Below are 19491 nucleotides of genomic sequence, written 5' to 3'. Positions count from 1 at the left end.
CATCGCAGAATAAAGCGTCGGTAAAAACACCGAATAACACATGTTCTGCAACATATTGATTTCAGCACAAGGAGTTTTTGTGGCTCATCTGGTTCTAGCTTCCTCTTCTCAATACCGAAAAATGCTGCTTGCCAATATTGGTATTCAGGTAGATACATATGCTCCGGATATTGATGAAACGCCCTTATGCAATGAAAGCCCCACTGCATTGAGTTTGCGTCTTGCAGAGGCGAAAGCGCGCAAGGTAGCGGCTGAATACAATTCTTCAGATAGCGATGTCATCGTTATCGGTAGTGATCAAGTCGCGCTCGTACAAACAGACATTGGCCCCCAGTTGCTAGGGAAACCAGGTAGCTCAGATAAGGCTGTGGAGCAGCTTATGTCGTGCCAAGGTAAGCAAGTTTCATTTTATACTGCCCTTTGTTTGCATCAGCCCGAAACGAATAAAACGATTACACAGGTGGATGAAACACGAGTATTTTTCCGACACAATAGTGAAGAAGCCATTCGCGCTTACATAGAAAAAGAACAACCTTTAGATTGCGCGGGCAGCTTCAAAAGCGAAGGGTTAGGTATTTTACTGTTTGAGAAAATTGAAAGCCGAGACCCTAACAGTTTAATAGGGCTTCCTATTATGCTGTTAAATGAATTACTCGGCGCACACTTCAACGTTGACTTGCTAGAGATAGCTGCGCGTTAAAAAGCGCTAATTAAAAAGTGCGGCTTCCAACTCACTTACAGAATGAACTAACGCAACGGGTGACAACGCTTCTAAGTGCACCTGCGCATGCACGCCGTATGACACCCCTATTCTGTCCATACCAATGGTTTTAGCCATTTGCATGTCGTAGGTGGTATCGCCAATCATAACTGCATCGCTTATTTCAAATTCAAGCTCATCTAAAAGCTGCAACAGCATATCAGGCGAAGGCTTTGACTCGGCCTCGTCGGCGGTTCTTGATGCACTAAAGAAGCTGCCTGTATTGGTTTGCGCCCAAGCTCGGTCAAGGCCGCGGCGTGCTTTTCCTGTAGCAACTGCCAACGTACAACCAGCTTCCTTTAAACTGGCCAATAGTGGATTAACACCATCGAACAACGGACAAGGCGTGGTATCACGGGTCACAAACGCATCTTTATAAGCATCAACTAGCTGCTCCGCTAATTTGTCATCTTCAATGTTGAACAGCTTTTTGATAGCCGGTTTTAGGCTTATACCAATAATATGCCCAACTTCGTCATAGGTTGGAATTGGCATACCGCACTGCGTTGCGGCAATTTGCATACAGCTTACTATTTTTGCAGCCGAGTCCATTAAAGTCCCATCCCAATCAAAAATAACTAACTTATATCGGGGCTGCTTTTCGTTTAACGAGGTAGAGGACCGCACAGCGGCTTCGTGAGCTTTTAATTCCATAACGACTAAAGGGCTTTAAGTGTGTTTACAAGAGTATCGTCTAACGGTGCAGTAAACGTAACGCGTTCTTCGGTTGCCGGGTGCAACAAAGAAATACTGCGAGCGTGAAGAAATAGTCTATTCAAACCTTTTCGACGCATGACTGCATCAAAATCCGCGTCACCGTATTTTGGATCACCCGCAATTGGATGCCCTGCATGCAGACAATGCACACGTATCTGATGGGTCCTGCCGGTAATTGGCGATGCCTCAACAAGGGTGGCACCCGCATATTTTTCCAATATCCGGTAGCGAGTTTCAGACGGCTTACCATCGTCACTCACACTGACCATGCGCTCACCTGATTGCAGCACGTTTTTGCGAAGGGGCGCTTTAACTTTAAATCTGCTATCTGGCCACTCTCCTGCCACTAGCGCATTGTAGCGCTTGTCCATCTTACCTGTGCGCAGTTGCTCGTGCATATGGCGAAGTGCAGAACGCTTTTTTGCTATTAAGATGCACCCAGAGGTATCTCTATCTAACCGGTGGACCAGCTCCATAAACTTGGCATCCGGACGCAACGCTCTCAATCCCTCAATTAGCCCGAAGCTTAACCCGCTTCCGCCATGAACCGCTGTTCCTGATGGCTTATTGATAACAAGGAGACGATCATCTTCAAACAAGATATGCGACTCTAACGATGCGATTTTATCCAACTTTGGCGAGGGTGCAGGCGGGCCTTCCGACACGCGAACCGGTGGAATTCTGATTAGGTCGTCAGCCTGAAGCTTATATTCTGGCTTCACTCGACCTTTATTTACTCGCACTTCGCCTTTACGCAAAATGCGATAAATCATGCTTTTTGGCACACCTTTTAGCTGCGTGCGCAAAAAATTGTCGATACGTTGCCCAGCCAAGTCGGCCTCAACGGTTACAAAACGTACTTTTTGGAGAGATTCTTCTTTCATTCACTCAGTATACCTCAATGCTATTTCTCTCGGCTAACTGAAAGTCACAAAATATCGAAAATAACCCTTTTCGCTTTAATTTTGAGCAAAGTACTAGTTTCGTGCGCAGACCAGTAAGAGATATAAAAGATATACACAATTTATTCACTTGCTTTCCTTGCTAAAAACGGGGTTTTGGTGCGATACTTACCGGCGTTTTTGGCACGGAATAATTCACACTATAATTTTTGGTAGCAGGCGGTTTCTCCCCCCTACCTCAAAATCGTGAAACTCAGCGTTATAAAAACAACAAACAAGACCGAACCAGCGAAAAATAATGGCGCTGTTCAAACTTGTATACGAAAAAGCATGGCGATCGTGTTGGTGGCATCCGCAATGAAAAAGTACTTTTCATACCAACCTAGCTAGAGAGGCAACGACTACACTGCCGTAATAAAGCAACCGCCATTGCTTGCGAACATAAAATAAGTTTGCCGTTAAAACAGAATTAAATGACACGTGAGCAATAAAAGATTGCTCGCGATAATGAATACAGTAATAAGGGCAAGTCGCTCCCGACATCCTTAAAGCAGTGTGACCATAACGATTCATTCGCTACGTTTTTTTAATACGAAGTACGAATGATATTGAGTAAGCTAAGACGTTAAAAACGACGTCAAAATGGTCAACCACCAAGGATAATGCGGCGTTACAACAAAGTCCCCGTCCAGCCGTGAGGTTGCGCGGTGAGGGTTTGCACATGTCACTTTAATTTTGTGTCTTAACGGCTGTACTAAACCAGAGTTAGATACAATGAAAAGAATGTTAATTAATGCAACTCAGCAAGAAGAGTTGCGCGTAGCCCTTGTCGATGGGCAACGGTTGTACGATTTAGATATAGAAAGCCCGGGGCACGAGCAAAAAAAAGCAAATATTTACAAGGGTAAGATAACCCGCGTTGAACCTAGCTTAGAAGCTGCTTTTGTCGACTACGGCGCTGAACGCCACGGTTTTCTCCCCCTCAAAGAAATAGCCCGCACTTACTTCCCTAAAGGTTACAAATTCGAAGGCCGCCCAAACATCAAAGATGTGATCAAAGAAGGCCAAGAAGTTATTGTTCAAATTGATAAAGAAGAACGCGGTCAAAAAGGCGCTGCCCTCACCACATTTCTTTCACTTGCAGGCAGCTATTTGGTACTTATGCCAAATAATCCTCGTGCTGGTGGCATATCTCGCCGTATTGAAGGCGACGAGCGCACAGAGCTAAAAGAGTCGCTTAGCAAGCTCGAACTTCCAGACGGCATGGGCCTTATTGTTCGTACTGCTGGCGTAGGAAAATCTTACGAAGAATTAGAGTGGGATTTAAAAGTACTTCTGAAACACTGGGAAGCTATTTCAGAGGTTTCTCAAGAGCGTGAAGCACCGTTTCTAATTCACCAAGAGAGTAACGTTATTGTGCGTGCGATCCGTGACTATCTTCGTCGCGATATTGGTGAAATCCTAATTGATAAAACCAGCATATATGAGCAGGCGCTACAGCATATTCAGCTAGTACGACCAGACTTTGCTAGCCGTGTAAAATTGTACCGCGGTGAAGTTCCACTGTTTAGTCACTATCAAATTGAAAGCCAAATCGAGTCTGCATTCCAACGTGAAGTTCGCTTACCTTCTGGTGGCTCAATTGTTATTGACCCAACAGAGGCACTAACTTCCATCGATATTAACTCTGCTCGCGCAACGAAGGGCGGTGATATTGAAGAAACTGCGCTCAACACCAACTTAGAAGCCGCTGACGAAATTGCTCGTCAGCTACGTCTGCGTGACTTAGGTGGCCTTGTGGTTATCGACTTTATCGATATGACCCCTGTGCGCCATCAGCGTGAAGTAGAAAACCGCATGAAAGATGCGGTGAGAAGCGACCGAGCACGGGTTCAGTTAGGGCGTATTTCACGCTTTGGCCTGCTTGAGATGTCTCGTCAACGCTTGCGCCCGTCGCTAGGCGAATCAGCTCACCACGTGTGCCCCCGCTGTTCGGGCCATGGCACTATTCGCGGAACCGAATCTTTAGCGCTTTCTATTCTTCGTATTTTGGAAGAAGAAAGCATCAAAGAAAATACAGGGCAAATTGAAGCGCAACTACCTGTTCCAGTAGCAACCTATCTACTTAACGAAAAGCGTAAGTCAATTCAACTGTTAGAAAAGCGTCATGGTGTTGATTTATTGCTTATTCCAAACGCTAATTTAGATACGCCGCATTACCAAGTATTACGCCGTCGTCCTGATGATGTTCTATCAGATGCTAGCTATGAAGTAGAGTTGATGCCAGCGGTAGAAACAGAAACTGAAGTTTCAACCACTGCCCCAGTTAAGCGAGAAGAGCCAGCACTCAAAGGCTTAGTTGCACCTACGGCAGCGCCAGTAGTTGTGCCTAAAGAAGAGCCGGTTAAGAAAGCTGATGATGTGCCTTCTCTATTTGCACGTATCGGCAAGTGGATAAACGACTTGTTTGGTTCTGAGAGTGAACAAGAAGCAAGTCAAGACAAGAAGCAACAGTCTGACGAAAATAGTAAGCCGCGAAACAACCGCAGTCGTAATAATGACGACCGACGCCGTAAGCCACGAAACAAGAACAACCGCAGAGGCAACCAGGCTCAAAACAGAGACCAAGCTAAAGACCAGAACCGCGAACGCGAGGAGCAAGACAATCGCAAACCTCGCAGTGAGCAGCGTCCAGAGCAAGAGGACAAACGCAGCAGCAAGGGCCGTAAGCCGCGCAAAGCACAGCAGCCTCGTGACGAGCAGCCAAAGCCTAAGCAGGAAAAGCAAGAAGGCGAACAGCAAGAAAACCAAGCGCAGAAAAAGCGTGAAGTAGCTGAACGTAGAAAACGCCGTGACAAGCGTCGTAGTGTTCGCGTTAATAAAGATGAAGTTGCATCTGATACTATTGAGCAGATTGATGCAAAAGCGCCGTCAGCACCAAAAGGTGATGATGCGGTAAAAGCACCTCAACAAGAGAGCAAGGCGCAAAGTAAATCTAAGAGCGATGCTAAGCCTCAAAAAGCAACAAAGTCTGACGATGTAGAAGACAAAGCAGAAAGTGTTGTAGAGCAAGAACAAAAGCCACAGGCTAAGAAACCTGCAAAGAAAGCTACTGATTCTGCTGCAGAGGCAACAACGACACCTGACGTCGAAAAGCCAGAAGAAGGCCAAGCTGAAACGTTAGACTCTACAGATGCTAACGCTGACGAAAATGGACAGAAACGAGAGGGACGCGGACGTTCACGTCGTTCTCCTCGTCACGTCCGTGCAGCCGGTCAGCGTCGCAAGAAAGAGTCGCAGTTAGCGGACGATTCAGAAACACAGGTTAAGCAGCCAGGTGAGCTAGAGTCTCAGGATTCAGAGGCAAAGGTTGAGTCTCCTGTTAAATCTGACGCCCCTGTTGTTGAGGAAACTCAAGCTGAAGAGCCAGGTCAATTAACACCGGCAGACGAGCAGCCTGTATCAACACAAGAGAAGCAACAAACTGCTAAACTTGATGTGGAAGCGGTTCAGGATGAGCTACAATTTGACGCAGAGCCTTTAGCCGAGAAAGTAGAGCCTTCAGCTGAAGGTGAAAAGCCATCAGCTGAAGTTGAAAAGCCCCTAGAAGAAGCTGATGACTCCGTTGAAACAGCGGACTCAACTGAGAAAGAACCAGTGGCTGAACAAACTCGCGCGTCAGAAAATAAAGCACCGGTAGCAGACACCGCTCCTGTTGCTGATAGCTTGGCCCCGAAAGAAGAAGAGAAACCAGAGGCTCCTGCTGCTTCTCAAGAAACAACGGCGTCGCCAGAACAAGCGGAGATTAACTTAGCTGATACATCTGAAACGTTAGGTTCTGAAAAGACGGAAGAGCCAGTGTCAGAAGATGCGACATCAGAAGCAGCAGTTGAAACACCTGTAGTTTCTAAGCAGGTTGATGATAGTGTTGCCTCCTCCACTGAGGTTAGCCTTGCGGCTAGTGGAAAAGGTAAGCGTGGCGCATCACATCCGATGGCCCTACCTGCAACAGTGAACGACACATTCGTTGATGTTGCGCTAACGGCCAAAGCTGATGACGCTCGCCCTGCACTAACAGTATCAGGAAAAACTGCAGCGATGGCTCGCGTAGCGTCTCGTGCTTCGGCACCGACTACGTTACCTAAGTCAGTCGAAACTGCTGATGAGCCTGAAACGGCTGCCGAATAGCATTTTGCTAATCAGGTAAAAAAAGCCGCTTTCGAGCGGCTTTTTCGTTTGTTAAATTGGTACATACCTCTTCCCAAAAGTCGCAGGTGAGTAATGGAAAGTTCAGTCGATAAAGGCTATATAACCTGGCTTAGCGAAGCATGCCGTGCCCGTGTTGTCCATACACAAATGATCCAGCCTCTTTGGAGCGGCTATGGCGCGTGCTTTAGAGCCAAACTTGATTACTCTGCGTCTGTTGGCCAAGAAAAAGAACATAAACTTGAGCAAGAAAGCAATGGCTATGGGGTTGCTACTAATACTAAAAACAGCGCGTTTTATCCCATCGCTCATAGCAAGAGCTTCACACACGTCGTTGTGAAGTGCGCGTCGCCGCCACCTAATTTAGCTCACCCAAGAGGATGGAACGGACAACGAAGTGACGAACGAAAGCGTCGCTCTTTTCGTGTCGAAAACTATTTTTACGATAAAGTGCAGTGGTTAACTACTGACCGATGTAGGACGGCCACTTGCGTATCGCATGCGCAAAGAGGTACTTCAACGCTGCTTGTGATGGAAGATTTAGCACCCAGTGGCTTTACCCATACCTCAATGTCTCTTTCACCGGATAATGCAAAAACGGTTCTTAAATGGCTGGCTCATTTTCACGCCCGCTTTTTAACTAAAGAGGCCGTTGAGAAAAATCGCGATACCAATCTTTGGCACGAAGGCACCTACTGGCACTTATCCACAAGGGAAGATGAGTATCAGGCAATGCCTGAAAGTTTGTTGAAGCAAAATGCCCAAGCTATTTCTAAACGTCTGTCCGGTGCCCGTTATCAAACACTCGTACATGGCGATGCTAAAGTAGCTAATTTTTGTTTTACCGCAGATTTCTCATCCTGTGCTGCTGTTGATTTTCAATATGTCGGCTACGGCGTTGGAGTAAAGGACGTTGCCTATTTTTTGGGAAGCGCACTAACCACGCAAGAGCAGCAGGAACATCGTAAAGCTTTACTCGACACGTATTTTAACGAGTTAGAAATAGCGTTGCTCGCTCGCTTGTCTGAAAAAGAACATCACTGCGACTTTACACACAGCGATGGCTCTTTAAACAACGATACTCTTACGTACAACGACGTAGTGCAAGTAATCAAAGAATGGAAAGACCTTTATAGTTTTGCCTGTGCAGATTTTTATCGTTTTTTAGCGGGCTGGAGCCCAGAGCATTGGAAAATTGACCAAGAACTTCAGCATCAGACAGACATTGCACTGGCCAAGTTAAGTAAAGGCATTTAGCGTTTTGCACACAGCACGCATTTCCGCCCTACGTTGAACCTCAAATAGCGCTAATTTTGCACCGTTACATACAGTTGTGCGTATATACAAGTAAATATATATAACGCACTTATCATGTATAAACGCAAACTTTACCTATTCGGCCTGCTTTCAACGTTTATTTTGCTGATCGCATTAGCAAGCGCGGCAATATCTGCTCATTTGACCCGAACTAATTTGGCACAAGCCCAACTTGCTCAGTCACTATTATCAGAACATCAACAGCTCTCCAGTATTTCTTACCGCTTGTTTAAGCAACTTACCGACGAGCTCATTTTCGGTAAAAATGCTAATCAGGCAAAGGTAAGAAACAAACAGCAACAGATTGAAAATTCACTAAACCGTATTAAATCACTGGAACTCGATCAGCGTGAGGCACTGGGTGTTGAAGCGACTCTCGGTAGTGTAGAAGACACCGATGAACTAGAGACACTTATTCAAAGCATTGTAGAGGAATTCAGGGCAATTGCGCTTAGCAACGACAACACTCCGCTTAATCAACAGGAAAGGTTACAAACCCTGCTTGAGGTAACCATCGACAATCAGTTTAGAGAAGCCATCAACTCTGCGGTAAATCGCCAAACAGGCGTGGTTTCACGTATCAATGCAAGTATTGAAACGCTCAACACCAGCATTGTGTGGTTTACGATTAGCTTAGGGCTCATCACCTGCCCATTCATTTTGCTCGGCTGTTATTGGCTTTTTAACGCACTTTATCAACCGCTTACTGTTATACGCACAGGTACCGATGCCATTGCATCGGGTAATTACCATTATCGGCTGCCGGAAACCTTGGATGGCGAATTCACTGATCTAGTGAAAGCTCTCAACTCAATGATAGTAAGGCTTCAAGAGCACGAAGACCAGGCTGATGCCCACCGAAAACATCTAGAGTTTGAAGTTGAAAGTCGAACACGAGCGCTCAAAGAGGCCAATGACAAATTAACCCAGCTAGACACTAAACGCCGCCAGTTCATGGCTGATGTTAGTCATGAATTACGCACGCCGCTTACTATCATTCGCGGAGAGGCGCAGGTAACGTTACGCCAAGCTGCAGCAACCAATGAAATTTACAAAGAAACCCTAGAGACCATCCTTGAGCAAGCCGTGAACTTGAGTAAGCTTGTCGATGACCTTCTGCTGCTGGCACGTGCTGAAATGCACGAATTCACCGTAGATCTAGTGAAATCAGACTTACACGGCCTGCTTACTCAAAACATGCACTTATGGCAAAAACTCACAAAGCCCAGAACCTTTGATTTGCAGTGGCTTGCCAACATGAACCTTAACGTGCTGATCGATAAAGACCGAATATTGCAGGTGTTGACCATCCTTATCGAAAACGCACACAAATATTCTTATGCTGATGCCCTTATAACACTTAAGGTTGAGAATGTTGGCTCTACTATCATGGTCTCCGTAATCGACACGGGAGATGGCATTTCATCAAGCGATTTACAACATGTCTTCGAGCGTTTTGTTCGACTAAAACGCAAAGGCAATGGTATGGGGCTAGGCCTGTCTATCGCTAGAGCAATAGCAGAGGCCCACAATGGTACCCTTTCAGCTCAATCGACGTTGGGTAAAGGGTCGCAATTTACGCTCACGCTACCTGTATTGGATGACCAAAACACCCCGTCAGCGTAAACCGTCTAGAATAATTTTCGAACCTTTAGGATTATAAAAACCATGAAAATTCTTATTGCTGATGACGAAGCCCCGCTATTGCGCTTTCTGTCCCGAGGTTTGAGCGCCGAAGGTTTCGAGTGTGTCGAGGAATCAGCGCTACATAATTTAGTGACGCGAATTCGTCATGAATCCCCCTCTATCATTGTGCTCGATAGAATGTTCGGTGACGAAGACAGTGTGGAATTGCTACCCGCTATAAAATCATTACCAAACGCCCCTATGGTGTTACTTTTAACTGCTGTAGATGAAGTACGCGAACGGGTAAACGGTTTAAAGCAAGGGGCCGATGACTATCTGTGTAAACCCTTTGACTTTGATGAGTTACTGGCCCGTATAACAGCCCTTGGTCGCAGGGTAACAAATGCACCGGCGTCAAATGAGGGGCTTTCCGTTGGTCCATTATTTATTGATGACGAGTCGAGGATAGCCACCTTGAACGACGTGGAGATATCCCTCACTAAACTGGAATACGATGTGCTCTATTATTTTGCCGAAAATGCAGAAAAGGTGTTGTCTCGAGAGCGTATTTTAAGTCGAGTATGGCGAAGTCATGCCGACCCGCTCACCAATGTTGTCGACGTATACATCAGCCGATTAAGACAAAAACTTCAGGCAAGCAATAGCATTGTAATTGAGACATTACGCGGAAATGGCTATCGCCTTACAATTAAGCACACTGGCAAAGAGTAAATGCGCGAAACTAAATAATAGGTTGCACCTTTCCCAGCACTGGAAACATGCAGCCTCTTACCACGATTACAACCCCATAAATCAGTAAATTCATCACAGGTTCTATTGCTTTCTTTATTGATTAGAACTAACTTGAACACTCGTTCAAATGGCATCTTAATTACTAAGGATAATGATGACTCGATTTCTTTCTAAACAGATCCCCACGTTTCTGTGCGCCACCTCTCTAGTTTTAAGCGTGGTATCCGCTCAATTGTCTGCACAAACCCATGAAAGTCGACATTCTCAGCAAGAACCAAATTCACAGGTGACAAGTAAATTAAAGGCACCAAAAATTATCTTTTTCGATGTCAATGAGACCTTACTCGACCTGACCGCCATGCGCGGCTCGGTAGGTGAAGCCTTAGGCGGTCGAGATGATTTGTTGCCACTGTGGTTCTCTACCATGTTGCATCACTCACTGGTGGATTCAACCACCGGTCGCTTTCATACCTTCGGAGAAGTTGGCGTTGCCTCACTGTTGATGGTCGCAGAAATTGAAGGGATCGAATTGACCAAAGCGCAAGCCAAAACGGCAATCGTCACGCCGCTTAGAAGCCTTCCGCCCCACCCTGACGTGCGCGATGGCTTGCAAGCTCTTAAAGACAAGGGCTATAAACTGGTGAGCCTTACCAACTCATCTAATCAGGGTGTTTATACCCAGTTTAAAAACGCTGATCTTTTGTCTTATTTTGATGAACGACTCAGTGTAGAAGACATTAATCTCTACAAGCCCGATACACGTACGTACGAGTGGGCTATTAAAAAAATGGGGATAGCACCAGAAGACGCTATGTTAGTAGCGGCCCACGGCTGGGATATTGCTGGTGCTAAACAAGCGGGCTGGCAAGCGGCGTTCATTGCACGTCCCGGTAAGGTACTTTACCCGTTAGCAATAGCGCCTGACACTGTTGTAAGCGGGCTAGATGAACTGGTCTCTCAATTACCCGATGCCAAATAATCGTTAGGGTTGATGGTATGTAGGTGCCACATAAAAGCACTGTTTATTGGCTTGCACGGGAGAGCTGGTTAGCTTAATGCTCAGGCTAAACGCCTGAGCCAAAGCTAAAAGTTATGCCAATCGATTTTTCGAGATAGGCACTTAGCTACGACCTCGCCATGCCTGCTCTTTTCATATCAATGTGAGGAATATCGTCTTCCAAATACATCGTCGAGGTGGCTTCAAACCCAAAACTTTCATAAAAACGTTTTAAATATTCTTGCGCGCCAATTTCAATATCACAGCCCGGCCATAGTGCCTCACAATGATTAATAGCTTCACGCATTAGCGCCTTGCCCGCTCCCTTCCCTCTGAACGCCTCGCTGGTAGCAACACGGCCAATACTTACCGATGGATAACTTACGCCTTCGCTAAGTAATCGTGCACACGCTACTAATCGGTTGTCTTGAAACCCCATCAAGTGACGGGTTTGCGGATGGCGGTCTTTTTCATCAAGCTCAGGGTAAGCACAGTTTTGCTCAACAACAAAAACATCCACACGCAGCTTGAGCAAGTCGAAGAGTTGATTATTAGTCAGTTCATTAAATGTGAGTGATTGCCAAGAAACCATGTTGCCTCCATGGATTTTATTATTAACGTTTGAATAGTGCCTTTAACAGATCCTATCAAAGATACTGACTTTATGATGCCAATTTCAGCATGCACATTTAAGAGCTTAGCGACGATAACGATTGGTTTAGTGTAACGCAATCCATTTAACTCAAAATGCCCTTTATATTTATGCTACACGGGTAAACAGCCTGAGCACAACGCTCGTAGACCATGGCATTCTGGATTAATCAAGTCTTGAGGTTTAGATACTCGTTGTTCACCAACCCAGCCTTTACATAGTCGATGAACATTTTGACCTTAGTCAGGTTTTTACGCCCTTCAACACTTACCACCTGTATAGGTAGTTTTTTGTCTTCCACATCCTCTAACAGACTGACCAGTTCACCACTTTTGAGCGCTTCGGCTACTTGGTAGGACATCAGCCGCACCACACCTAGGCCTTGTATCGCAGCATTAATCGCGGCGCGATTTTGATTAGATTGAAAACGAGGCGTGAGCTTAATAGCAATAGGTCTGCCGTTTTGGTGATACGTCCATACTGCTGGCTCGTTAAAGCGCGTAGGATACAGCACGCTGTGCTGTTTTAAGTCTTCTGGCTTTTTTATAGCCGGATTACTTGCCAAGTAACTAGGCGCCGCACAGGTTACACGCCGTACGTAACCTACTGTAACTCCGTAAAGTGAAGAGTCTTTGGGGCTACCTATACGTATTGCTAAATCAATATTGCTATCGATTAAGTTTACCACATCGTCATGAAAATGACCGTTAACCCTTATATCGGGATAGTCCTTAAGGAATTGGGATATAATGGGCGTTACATAACGTTCACCGAACAAAATTGGCGCCGTGACATTAAGCTCACCTCTGGGCACCAAGTCAATTCCAGACACAGCAGCTTCACTTTGCTCAATATCTGCCAGTATACGTGAAACATGAACAAGGTAATGTTCACCAACTTCGCTCAATTTCACTTGCCGCGTTGTGCGATGAAAAAGCCGAGTATTTAACTGTGCCTCCAAATGCGCAATACAGCGAGTAACCGCGGGTGCTGACATCGACATCGTGTCTGCAGCACCTACAAAGCTTCCCGACTTAGCAACCTCTGCAAATACTCGCATGCACAAAAGCTTGTCCATATTATTCCATTTAATGAAATTATAAATTTCAAAAATAACCAATTATTAAAAAAAAGGAAAGTATTAGTATCACTATCAGTTTTTACATATTTCTTTCTGGCTGTCGTTTTAAAAGGCGGCCCAACATTAACAGGAGATAATTATGAGACCGCCCCTTCCACCATTTTCACCTGAAACCGCAGCGCAAAAAGTGCGCCTTGCTGAAGACGCTTGGAACAGTAAAGACCCGGTAAAAGTTGCGGGGGCTTATACCTTTGACTGTAGCTGGCGTAACCGCGCAGAGTTCATTGAAGGACGAGCTCAAATAGTGAGTTTCTTAACGAGAAAGTGGAATAAAGAGCTCAACTATAAATTAGTAAAAGAGCTATGGGCCTTCAACGAAAACCGCATAGCGGTGCGCTTTGCGTACGAATATAAAGATGATTCCGGACAATGGTATAGAGCTTACGGTAATGAAAATTGGCAGTTCAACTCTGAGGGTCTTATGGAAAAACGTATTGCCAGTATTAACGAACACCCTATTGCAGAATGTGACCGAAAGTTCACTTGGGATGGAGAGCAACGTCCTGACGACTTCCCCTCTCTGTCCGAGCTTGAGCTTTAAGCATTGTTAATAACACCAATCACTTAGCCATTTTTACAGTAAGGAAATAGGCGAGCGAACCAATGGTTTTATCCGTAGCTACATGCCAGAGCAACACAGGCAGTTCTTTACTTCCTGTCCGTTCACCGTCTTAGCCTTAGTAGATGACGAAGGCTACCCTATAGCCCTGCCAATTTGGGGAGGGGATGACTTAATTGAAAGCCCCTCTCCGACTCAGTTAAGGTTCCACCTGCCCGATGAAGTCTTAGACATGATACGAAACGCATTAAACTTAGATGTGATGGCAGGAAGCAAAATCGGCATAGTCGGGATTGAATATGCTACAAGGCGCAGAAATCGATTAAACGGTACAATAAGCCACGCAACTGATGGAAACCTAACAATATTGGTAGATCAAAGTTTCGGAAACTGCCCTCAGTATATTCATAAACGAAACACGACAAAAAAGCGACGGCTTGCCATAGACGGACAGTTAGAGAATAGCATGTCTGACAACGTCAATATGACTACTACCACTACACATACAATTAACGCCAGAGTACGCTCAATAATAGAAAGAGCCGAAACCTTTTTTATTGCTTCACGACATAATTCTCTGGGACAAGAGGCAAACGAAGGATTGGATGTTTCTCACAGAGGAGGGAACCCCGGCTTTATTAACGTGAAGGGAAATACAATAACCTTCCCTGACTTCAGCGGTAATAAGTTCTTTAATACTTTGGGCAACATCTTGTTAGATCCTCATGTAGGTATACTATTTTGGGACAATGAAACAGGTGATCTTTTTTTCGTCAAAGCAAAAGCTAAAGTAGAACCGACCGAATCTAAAGTTACTGTGTTTAGAGAGACTGGGGTTAAAGGGGCTGCCTTTAAAGGCGCAGAGCGTTTTGTGTCTTTATCGGTAATATCGGTTACACACATCAAGGGAATATACCCTTACTCCCATAAAATAACGGACATGTCTCCCTATGCTCTTCAGACTGGCGACTGGAAATAAGCGTTTAATTGATGAACCCTATAATTTAGTCGGCGTAATTAATTGGAACACCATTTAAAAATAGTTAAGGTGTTTTGCTACTAGGTCTTATATACATGAGCAAACACCCGCGCGGGCACAGGGGCAAAATATGAGTGATAAGCGCAACATCAAAACTTACGATAAACCCGCTGGCGGATGGGGCGCTTTGAAAAGTGTTACCCAAAGCTGGATCCAAAGCGAAAAGCCGCTTAAAAATTTGCGGGCCATGCTCAAAACCAACCAAGACAAAGGGTTTGACTGTCCTGGCTGTGCGTGGGGTGAATCACCGGAAAGTGGTTTAGTGAAGTTTTGCGAAAATGGCGCTAAAGCAGTGAACTGGGAGTCTACCGGTCGCTATGTTGACCCTGCGTTTTTCTCAGACCACTCAGTAAATTCGCTAAAGAAACACACTGACTATTGGCTGGAGTCACAAGGCAGACTCACCCACCCTATGCGCTTCAATGCTAAGACTGATCATTATGAACCCGTATCATGGGACGATGCCTTTGCGCTCATCGCTAAACACCTAAATGATTTACCCTCCCCTCATCAGGCCGAGTTTTACACCTCTGGACGAGCGAGTAACGAAGCTGCCTACCTGTACCAGCTATTTGTACGCGCATATGGCACCAACAATTTTCCCGATTGTTCAAATATGTGCCATGAAGCATCAGGCCAAGGCATGAAACCAACTATAGGTGTAGGTAAAGGCACGGTCACCTTCAATGATTTTGAAAAGGCCGATACCCTATTCGTAATAGGTCAAAACCCAGGAACTAACCACCCTCGCATGCTAGAGCCACTGCGTGACGCTGTTCGCCGAGGTGCTCAAGTTGTTTGCTTTAACCCGCTTAAAGAGAGGGGTTTAGAGCGCTTTCAACACCCTCAACATCCTATCGAAATGATCACCAATGGTTCTACGCCGACAAATACAGCTTACTTCAGACCGTCACTTGGTGGCGATATGGCAGTGATGCGCGGCATCGCTAAGTGGCTAATAACGTGGGATGACGAAGCAAAAGCGAACGGCGAGCCATTGGTATTAGACCATGACTTTATCCAAACTCACACAAGTGGGTTAGACGATTACTTAACTGCGGTTAAGGCTACCAGTTGGGAGCAGATTGAAGCGCAATCAGGTCTTTCAAAAGACGAGATACAACATGCTGCTATGATGTACAAGCGCGGTGAACGGGTCATCATGTGCTGGGCCATGGGGATCACACAGCACAAACACTCTGTCGCGACGGTACAGGAAATAGTAAACGTGCAGTTATTACGAGGCAACGTAGGTAAGCCTGGTGCAGGGCTTTCTCCCGTTCGCGGTCACAGCAATGTACAGGGCGATAGAACCGTAGGTATTAACGAGGCGCCGCCAGAAGCATTGCTCGACGCGCTGGAAAACAGATTTAATTTTAAGGTACCGAGAGAAAGAGGTCACAACACTATTCAAGCCATTCAGGCTATGGAAAGTGGTGAATCAAAGGTATTCATTGGTTTAGGCGGTAATTTTGCCCAAGCCACACCGGATACCCTCCGAACTCATGCTGCTTTGTCGAAGTGCAATTTGACTGTACATATTGCGACAAAGCTTAATCGCTCTCACCTCACAACGGGAAAAGATGCCCTAATTCTGCCCTGCTTAGGCAGAACGGAAATTGATATGCAGGCAAATGGACAGCAAGGTGTAACAGTAGAGGACACCTTTTCAATGGTCCATCTCTCTTATGGTCAACTCCCCCCTAGTTCAGAAATGTTGCGTTCAGAGCCAGCCATTATTGCGGGTATAGCGAAAGCCACGCTTGGCAATACTCCCGTAGACTGGGACTTCTTAGTTAGCGACTACGGCAATATTCGCGAGCTTATTGCTGATACTATTGACGGCTTTGAAGACTTTAATAAAAAAGTGTCTCAGCCTGGTGGCTTTCATCTAGGTAATACAGCAAGTGAGAGACGTTGGTTAACACCTTCGGGTAAGGCAGAATTTGCCACAAATACATTGCCAGCGTCTTTGTTGAACTCCGAAATAATAGCAAGAGGCGAAAAGCCTGACCTCATACTGCAAACGCTACGCTCCCACGACCAATACAACACCACCATTTACGGCATGGACGATAGGTACAGAAATGTGTTTGGTGCGAGAGACGTGCTGTTTGTAAATGAAAGTGATATAAAAAAGCTTGGCTTTAAAGACGGGGAGAAAGTGGATATTACGTCGTTGTGGAACGATGGTCGAACCCGTCAAATAAAACAGTTTATGCTGGTGGCTTATGATATTCCTGAGGGGCAAGCTGCTGCATATTATCCTGAAACAAATCCCCTTGTACCCCTTGATAGTTACGGAGACGGCACCTTTACCCCGACGTCAAAGTTTATTGCTATCAAACTGACTAAATCTAAATCTGATGGGCGTATTCCGATTTCTTCAACGTAAACTAAGGCGCGCCTGGCACGAATGCTCGGGGAGCATCGTACTTGGGCACATGGATAAGGGTTACACCATGTCGGTTCGCCCATTTTACTGAAAGAGCCGTTGGTGCAGACAGTGTTACTAACAACGCAAGCCTTGCTCTAATTGCTTTTTGAACAAGCTCAAGGCTGCAACGGCTAGTTAAAACCGCAATGTTCTCGGTATTGTAATAACCCTTCGATGCAATAGCCCCAATAAGCTTATCAAAGGCATTATGCCGCCCTATGTCTTCTCTACATGCTATGACATTTCGATCTTTATCAAAATATAAAGCCGCATGAACAGCGCCACTTTTTTGGGCGAGGCGCTGAGATTTTTCTATAGCAATTCGCAAGCCTTCAAACCAGTTAGCAGGAGGCAATGCTACGATGTCCACAGGTACCAGTGCCGGTAGTGCATTTTCGAGCGCTTCAATACCGCATAAACCACAGCCTGACGCACCAGTTAGCTGACGCTTCTTTTCTTTTAATTTCCAAAACGCCTTATTTGCTATTTCGACTTCAGCGTTAATATGCTCTTGATGATAAGACACTTCGATATTATAAATCTGCCTGGTGTGCTCAATAATGTCATTGGACAAGCTAAAGCCAATAATAAAATCCTCGATATCGTAAGGAGTCACTAACATTACCGCGTAATTTATGCCGTTATAGCTAATACTAAGCGCAACTTCTTCAGCAAGTATAAACCCTTCGCTATCTGCGCTATCTTGAATAATCACGGCTTGCGTTTTTTCAGCGCGTTCTCCTTTGTTTTCATTCTTATTTTCGTTTTTTACGGCCATAGATGCCCTGACATGTTGAGCTAAAATTTTTTTTGTTGAGGATTTTCTTGTTGACACTTTTCGCTCACAAAGAAGGATGTGGTTTGTTTGTAGGCCAATCGTTTGGTGTATTAACATTAAGCCATTGCGCTTCATTTTCAACACTTGATGAAGAAAGCGCTAACGCATTTACGTGCTCTAGAAAACCAATAACTCGTCTTTTACCTTGGTTAACAAGATAATCATTTAACGCCTCTTGTGTGTTGCTGCTAATCGGTAAATAAAAAGGGAGAAAGCGGTTTTCGACGAAACAAGCCCGTTCATTTTGCCTTCCTAGTGAAACTAATTGATTAAGTAACTGTGATGTCATTTTAGGCATATCGACTGGCAAAACCAAAAGTTCGCGCTTAAGCGCTTCCTCTTCCCCATTTTTCATGGTTTTGCATGGCGCGCTTTTTAATATTTCACAAACAGCGGCGTGCACACCTCCAAGTGGCCCAGCGTTTTCAATTTTATCAATGACGTACCCCGCTTCATTACGACTTACTAGTACGCTTTTACACCCCGCGGCCTCAAGCAAATGCGAAGCGTGTGTTATCAAAGTACGCCCTTGAAATTGCATCAGCGCTTTGTCCTTCCCCATGCGTCGAGATGCACCACCTGCTAGCACAACCCCATATAACATACCTATCTCCATTTTCTTGGGTTATAAAGAATTTCGTCTTTGAAATAAATTATAGGGCGCGCTTAATGCAAATTAAACGTAGTTGAAAAAGCGCCGCTGCCTTCCTGAGTTACTCCTCATAGCCACTAACCCCACAGAAAAGAGAAATATCCAAACCGTCGCGGCCTCACTTACAGCATGAGTTACTGTGGTGTAATAACCAATATCAGCAAACGACGCCACTGTGGTGTCACTTAAGGTAATTGGATACGGCCCCAAATATCCGGTCATTAAGTCCGATGAACCACCAGGCCAAGGTTCGTCCCAATGACTGTTGGCAGTGCCCGCTCCGCCACCAAGTTCGACTGGGATAAATTCAGCGTTTTCAACAAACTCACGGCGATAAATTTCTAAAGCATATTCTCCAGTATAGCGCCCAGACCCATTTACATAGTTCGACTGACTACCCGCGATAAAAAAGTCTGTCGTCCAGAGCGTTCCAAACCCTATCACATGGGCCATTTCGTGAACGATAACGTCAAAAAGCCGGCCACGATTTTCGAGGCTACTCAAATCAGCGCTATCAAACCGCATCCGTCCTCTATTTGCATAAACGAAAGGACTATCGCCTAATTGTGTTATTGCAGTAGGTCCAGCTTGACCAAGGATCCCCCCCGTCCCATCAATGGATACGCCGCTCGCGTCAATAAGAATACTATGATCAAATGTGCTTTGAACCCCTGTAAGATATGATTCCCAATATTCTATAGCATCATTAAAAATACTTGATTGTGATGGTGTTAATCCGCCCAGGTTATTGATTGAAATACTAAATAAACCTGCTTTTGCAGAAGTAGAAAAGAATAGAGCAAAAGTAATAGCTAACACTAATTTAGCTGCGCCGCCCATAGTATGACTCCTGAATCAGCAAACGTGAAGATGTACAATACCAATCCGCATAGAA

General features: G+C 45.3%; 16 protein-coding genes. 9 read left to right on the top strand and 7 right to left on the bottom strand.

The features are described from left to right. Positions 1-79: 79 nt before the first annotated feature. Complete coding sequence (locus GVO62_RS01015) at positions 80-700, top strand: Maf family protein (protein WP_159117369.1); 621 nt, start codon at positions 80-82, stop codon at positions 698-700. Between the two features lie 6 nt (positions 701-706). Here the strand turns inward: GVO62_RS01015 and GVO62_RS01010 are convergent, their stop codons facing one another. Next, complete coding sequence (locus tag GVO62_RS01010; protein WP_159117368.1) at positions 707-1414, bottom strand: HAD-IA family hydrolase; 708 nt, start codon at positions 1412-1414, stop codon at positions 707-709. A 5-nt stretch (positions 1415-1419) separates the two neighbouring features. After that, positions 1420-2361 carry a 23S rRNA pseudouridine(955/2504/2580) synthase RluC gene (gene rluC / locus GVO62_RS01005; protein WP_159117367.1) on the bottom strand — a complete coding sequence of 314 codons (942 nt, stop codon included), beginning with the start codon at positions 2359-2361 and terminating at the stop codon, positions 1420-1422. Positions 2362-3153: 792 nt separating this feature from the next. Here rluC and rne point away from each other — a divergent pair. The 5 genes from rne to GVO62_RS00980 all read left to right on the top strand — a co-directional run bounded on the left by rne (position 3154) and on the right by GVO62_RS00980 (position 11260). Next, a complete protein-coding gene (gene rne / locus GVO62_RS01000; protein ID WP_159117366.1) occupies positions 3154-6567 on the top strand; it encodes a ribonuclease E in 3414 nt (1137 codons plus the stop codon). Positions 6568-6660: 93 nt separating this feature from the next. Continuing rightward, positions 6661-7842, top strand: a complete 1182-nt coding sequence (locus GVO62_RS00995; protein ID WP_159117365.1) for an oxidoreductase family protein — start codon at positions 6661-6663, stop codon at positions 7840-7842. 114 nt (positions 7843-7956) lie between these two features. Beyond that, positions 7957-9528, top strand: a complete 1572-nt coding sequence (locus GVO62_RS00990; protein ID WP_159117364.1) for a sensor histidine kinase — start codon at positions 7957-7959, stop codon at positions 9526-9528. A 42-nt stretch (positions 9529-9570) separates the two neighbouring features. Then, on the top strand, positions 9571-10260 hold the full coding sequence (locus GVO62_RS00985) for a response regulator transcription factor (protein ID WP_159117363.1): 690 nt from the start codon (positions 9571-9573) through the stop codon (positions 10258-10260). 175 nt (positions 10261-10435) lie between these two features. Further along, on the top strand, positions 10436-11260 hold the full coding sequence (locus tag GVO62_RS00980; RefSeq protein ID WP_159117362.1) for a haloacid dehalogenase type II: 825 nt from the start codon (positions 10436-10438) through the stop codon (positions 11258-11260). A gap of 145 nt (positions 11261-11405) precedes the next feature. Here GVO62_RS00980 and GVO62_RS00975 read toward each other — a convergent pair whose 3' ends face one another. Beyond that, positions 11406-11870: a GNAT family N-acetyltransferase gene (locus GVO62_RS00975; RefSeq protein WP_105931035.1), complete on the bottom strand. Its 465-nt coding sequence runs from the start codon at positions 11868-11870 to the stop codon at positions 11406-11408. Positions 11871-12099: 229 nt separating this feature from the next. Next, the gene (locus GVO62_RS00970; protein ID WP_236547030.1) at positions 12100-13008 is read right to left on the bottom strand and encodes a LysR family transcriptional regulator; all 909 of its coding nucleotides are present in this window, start codon (positions 13006-13008) and stop codon (positions 12100-12102) included. 142 nt (positions 13009-13150) lie between these two features. Between GVO62_RS00970 and GVO62_RS00965 the strand changes: the two genes are divergently transcribed. The 3 genes from GVO62_RS00965 (at position 13151) to GVO62_RS00955 (ending at position 17064) form a co-directional block, all read left to right on the top strand. Continuing rightward, a complete protein-coding gene (locus GVO62_RS00965) occupies positions 13151-13612 on the top strand; it encodes a nuclear transport factor 2 family protein (RefSeq protein ID WP_159117361.1) in 462 nt (153 codons plus the stop codon). Positions 13613-13694: 82 nt separating this feature from the next. Then, positions 13695-14609: a pyridoxamine 5'-phosphate oxidase family protein gene (locus GVO62_RS00960; RefSeq protein ID WP_159117360.1), complete on the top strand. Its 915-nt coding sequence runs from the start codon at positions 13695-13697 to the stop codon at positions 14607-14609. A gap of 130 nt (positions 14610-14739) precedes the next feature. Continuing rightward, a complete protein-coding gene (locus tag GVO62_RS00955; RefSeq protein WP_159117359.1) occupies positions 14740-17064 on the top strand; it encodes an FdhF/YdeP family oxidoreductase in 2325 nt (774 codons plus the stop codon). Position 17065: 1 nt separating this feature from the next. On the opposite strand, the gene fdhD is transcribed toward GVO62_RS00955, so the two are convergent. The 3 genes from fdhD to GVO62_RS00940 all read right to left on the bottom strand — a co-directional run bounded on the left by fdhD (position 17066) and on the right by GVO62_RS00940 (position 19436). Beyond that, positions 17066-17884: a formate dehydrogenase accessory sulfurtransferase FdhD gene (fdhD, locus tag GVO62_RS00950; RefSeq protein WP_159117358.1), complete on the bottom strand. Its 819-nt coding sequence runs from the start codon at positions 17882-17884 to the stop codon at positions 17066-17068. Positions 17885-17948: 64 nt separating this feature from the next. Next, positions 17949-18548, bottom strand: a complete 600-nt coding sequence (mobA, locus tag GVO62_RS00945) for a molybdenum cofactor guanylyltransferase (RefSeq protein WP_236547029.1) — start codon at positions 18546-18548, stop codon at positions 17949-17951. A gap of 72 nt (positions 18549-18620) precedes the next feature. Beyond that, complete coding sequence (locus GVO62_RS00940) at positions 18621-19436, bottom strand: leishmanolysin-related zinc metalloendopeptidase (RefSeq protein ID WP_159117356.1); 816 nt, start codon at positions 19434-19436, stop codon at positions 18621-18623. Positions 19437-19491 lie beyond the last annotated feature (55 nt).

The sequence above is a fragment of the Alteromonas sp. KUL150 genome (assembly GCF_009811475.1).
Classification (GTDB): Bacteria; Pseudomonadota; Gammaproteobacteria; order Enterobacterales; family Alteromonadaceae; genus Alteromonas; species Alteromonas gracilis.
The sequence above is the reverse complement of the archived record's forward strand: the minus strand, read 5'-3'. Positions and strand labels throughout refer to the sequence as shown.

Excerpts from the sequence above, each read along its gene's own strand:
- GVO62_RS01010 (WP_159117368.1), bottom strand. The coding sequence starts at position 1,414 with ATGGAATTAAAAGCTCACGAAGCCGCTGTGCGGTCCTCTACCTCGTTA.
- rluC (WP_159117367.1), bottom strand. The coding sequence starts at position 2,361 with ATGAAAGAAGAATCTCTCCAAAAAGTACGTTTTGTAACCGTTGAGGCC.
- rne (WP_159117366.1), top strand. The coding sequence starts at position 3,154 with ATGAAAAGAATGTTAATTAATGCAACTCAGCAAGAAGAGTTGCGCGTA.
- GVO62_RS00995 (WP_159117365.1), top strand. The coding sequence starts at position 6,661 with ATGGAAAGTTCAGTCGATAAAGGCTATATAACCTGGCTTAGCGAAGCA.
- GVO62_RS00990 (WP_159117364.1), top strand. The coding sequence starts at position 7,957 with ATGTATAAACGCAAACTTTACCTATTCGGCCTGCTTTCAACGTTTATT.
- GVO62_RS00985 (WP_159117363.1), top strand. The coding sequence starts at position 9,571 with ATGAAAATTCTTATTGCTGATGACGAAGCCCCGCTATTGCGCTTTCTG.
- GVO62_RS00980 (WP_159117362.1), top strand. The coding sequence starts at position 10,436 with ATGACTCGATTTCTTTCTAAACAGATCCCCACGTTTCTGTGCGCCACC.
- GVO62_RS00975 (WP_105931035.1), bottom strand. The coding sequence starts at position 11,870 with ATGGTTTCTTGGCAATCACTCACATTTAATGAACTGACTAATAATCAA.
- GVO62_RS00970 (WP_236547030.1), bottom strand. The coding sequence starts at position 13,008 with ATGGACAAGCTTTTGTGCATGCGAGTATTTGCAGAGGTTGCTAAGTCG.
- GVO62_RS00965 (WP_159117361.1), top strand. The coding sequence starts at position 13,151 with ATGAGACCGCCCCTTCCACCATTTTCACCTGAAACCGCAGCGCAAAAA.
- GVO62_RS00960 (WP_159117360.1), top strand. The coding sequence starts at position 13,695 with ATGCCAGAGCAACACAGGCAGTTCTTTACTTCCTGTCCGTTCACCGTC.
- GVO62_RS00955 (WP_159117359.1), top strand. The coding sequence starts at position 14,740 with ATGAGTGATAAGCGCAACATCAAAACTTACGATAAACCCGCTGGCGGA.
- fdhD (WP_159117358.1), bottom strand. The coding sequence starts at position 17,884 with ATGGCCGTAAAAAACGAAAATAAGAATGAAAACAAAGGAGAACGCGCT.
- mobA (WP_236547029.1), bottom strand. The coding sequence starts at position 18,548 with ATGTTATATGGGGTTGTGCTAGCAGGTGGTGCATCTCGACGCATGGGG.
- GVO62_RS00940 (WP_159117356.1), bottom strand. The coding sequence starts at position 19,436 with ATGGGCGGCGCAGCTAAATTAGTGTTAGCTATTACTTTTGCTCTATTC.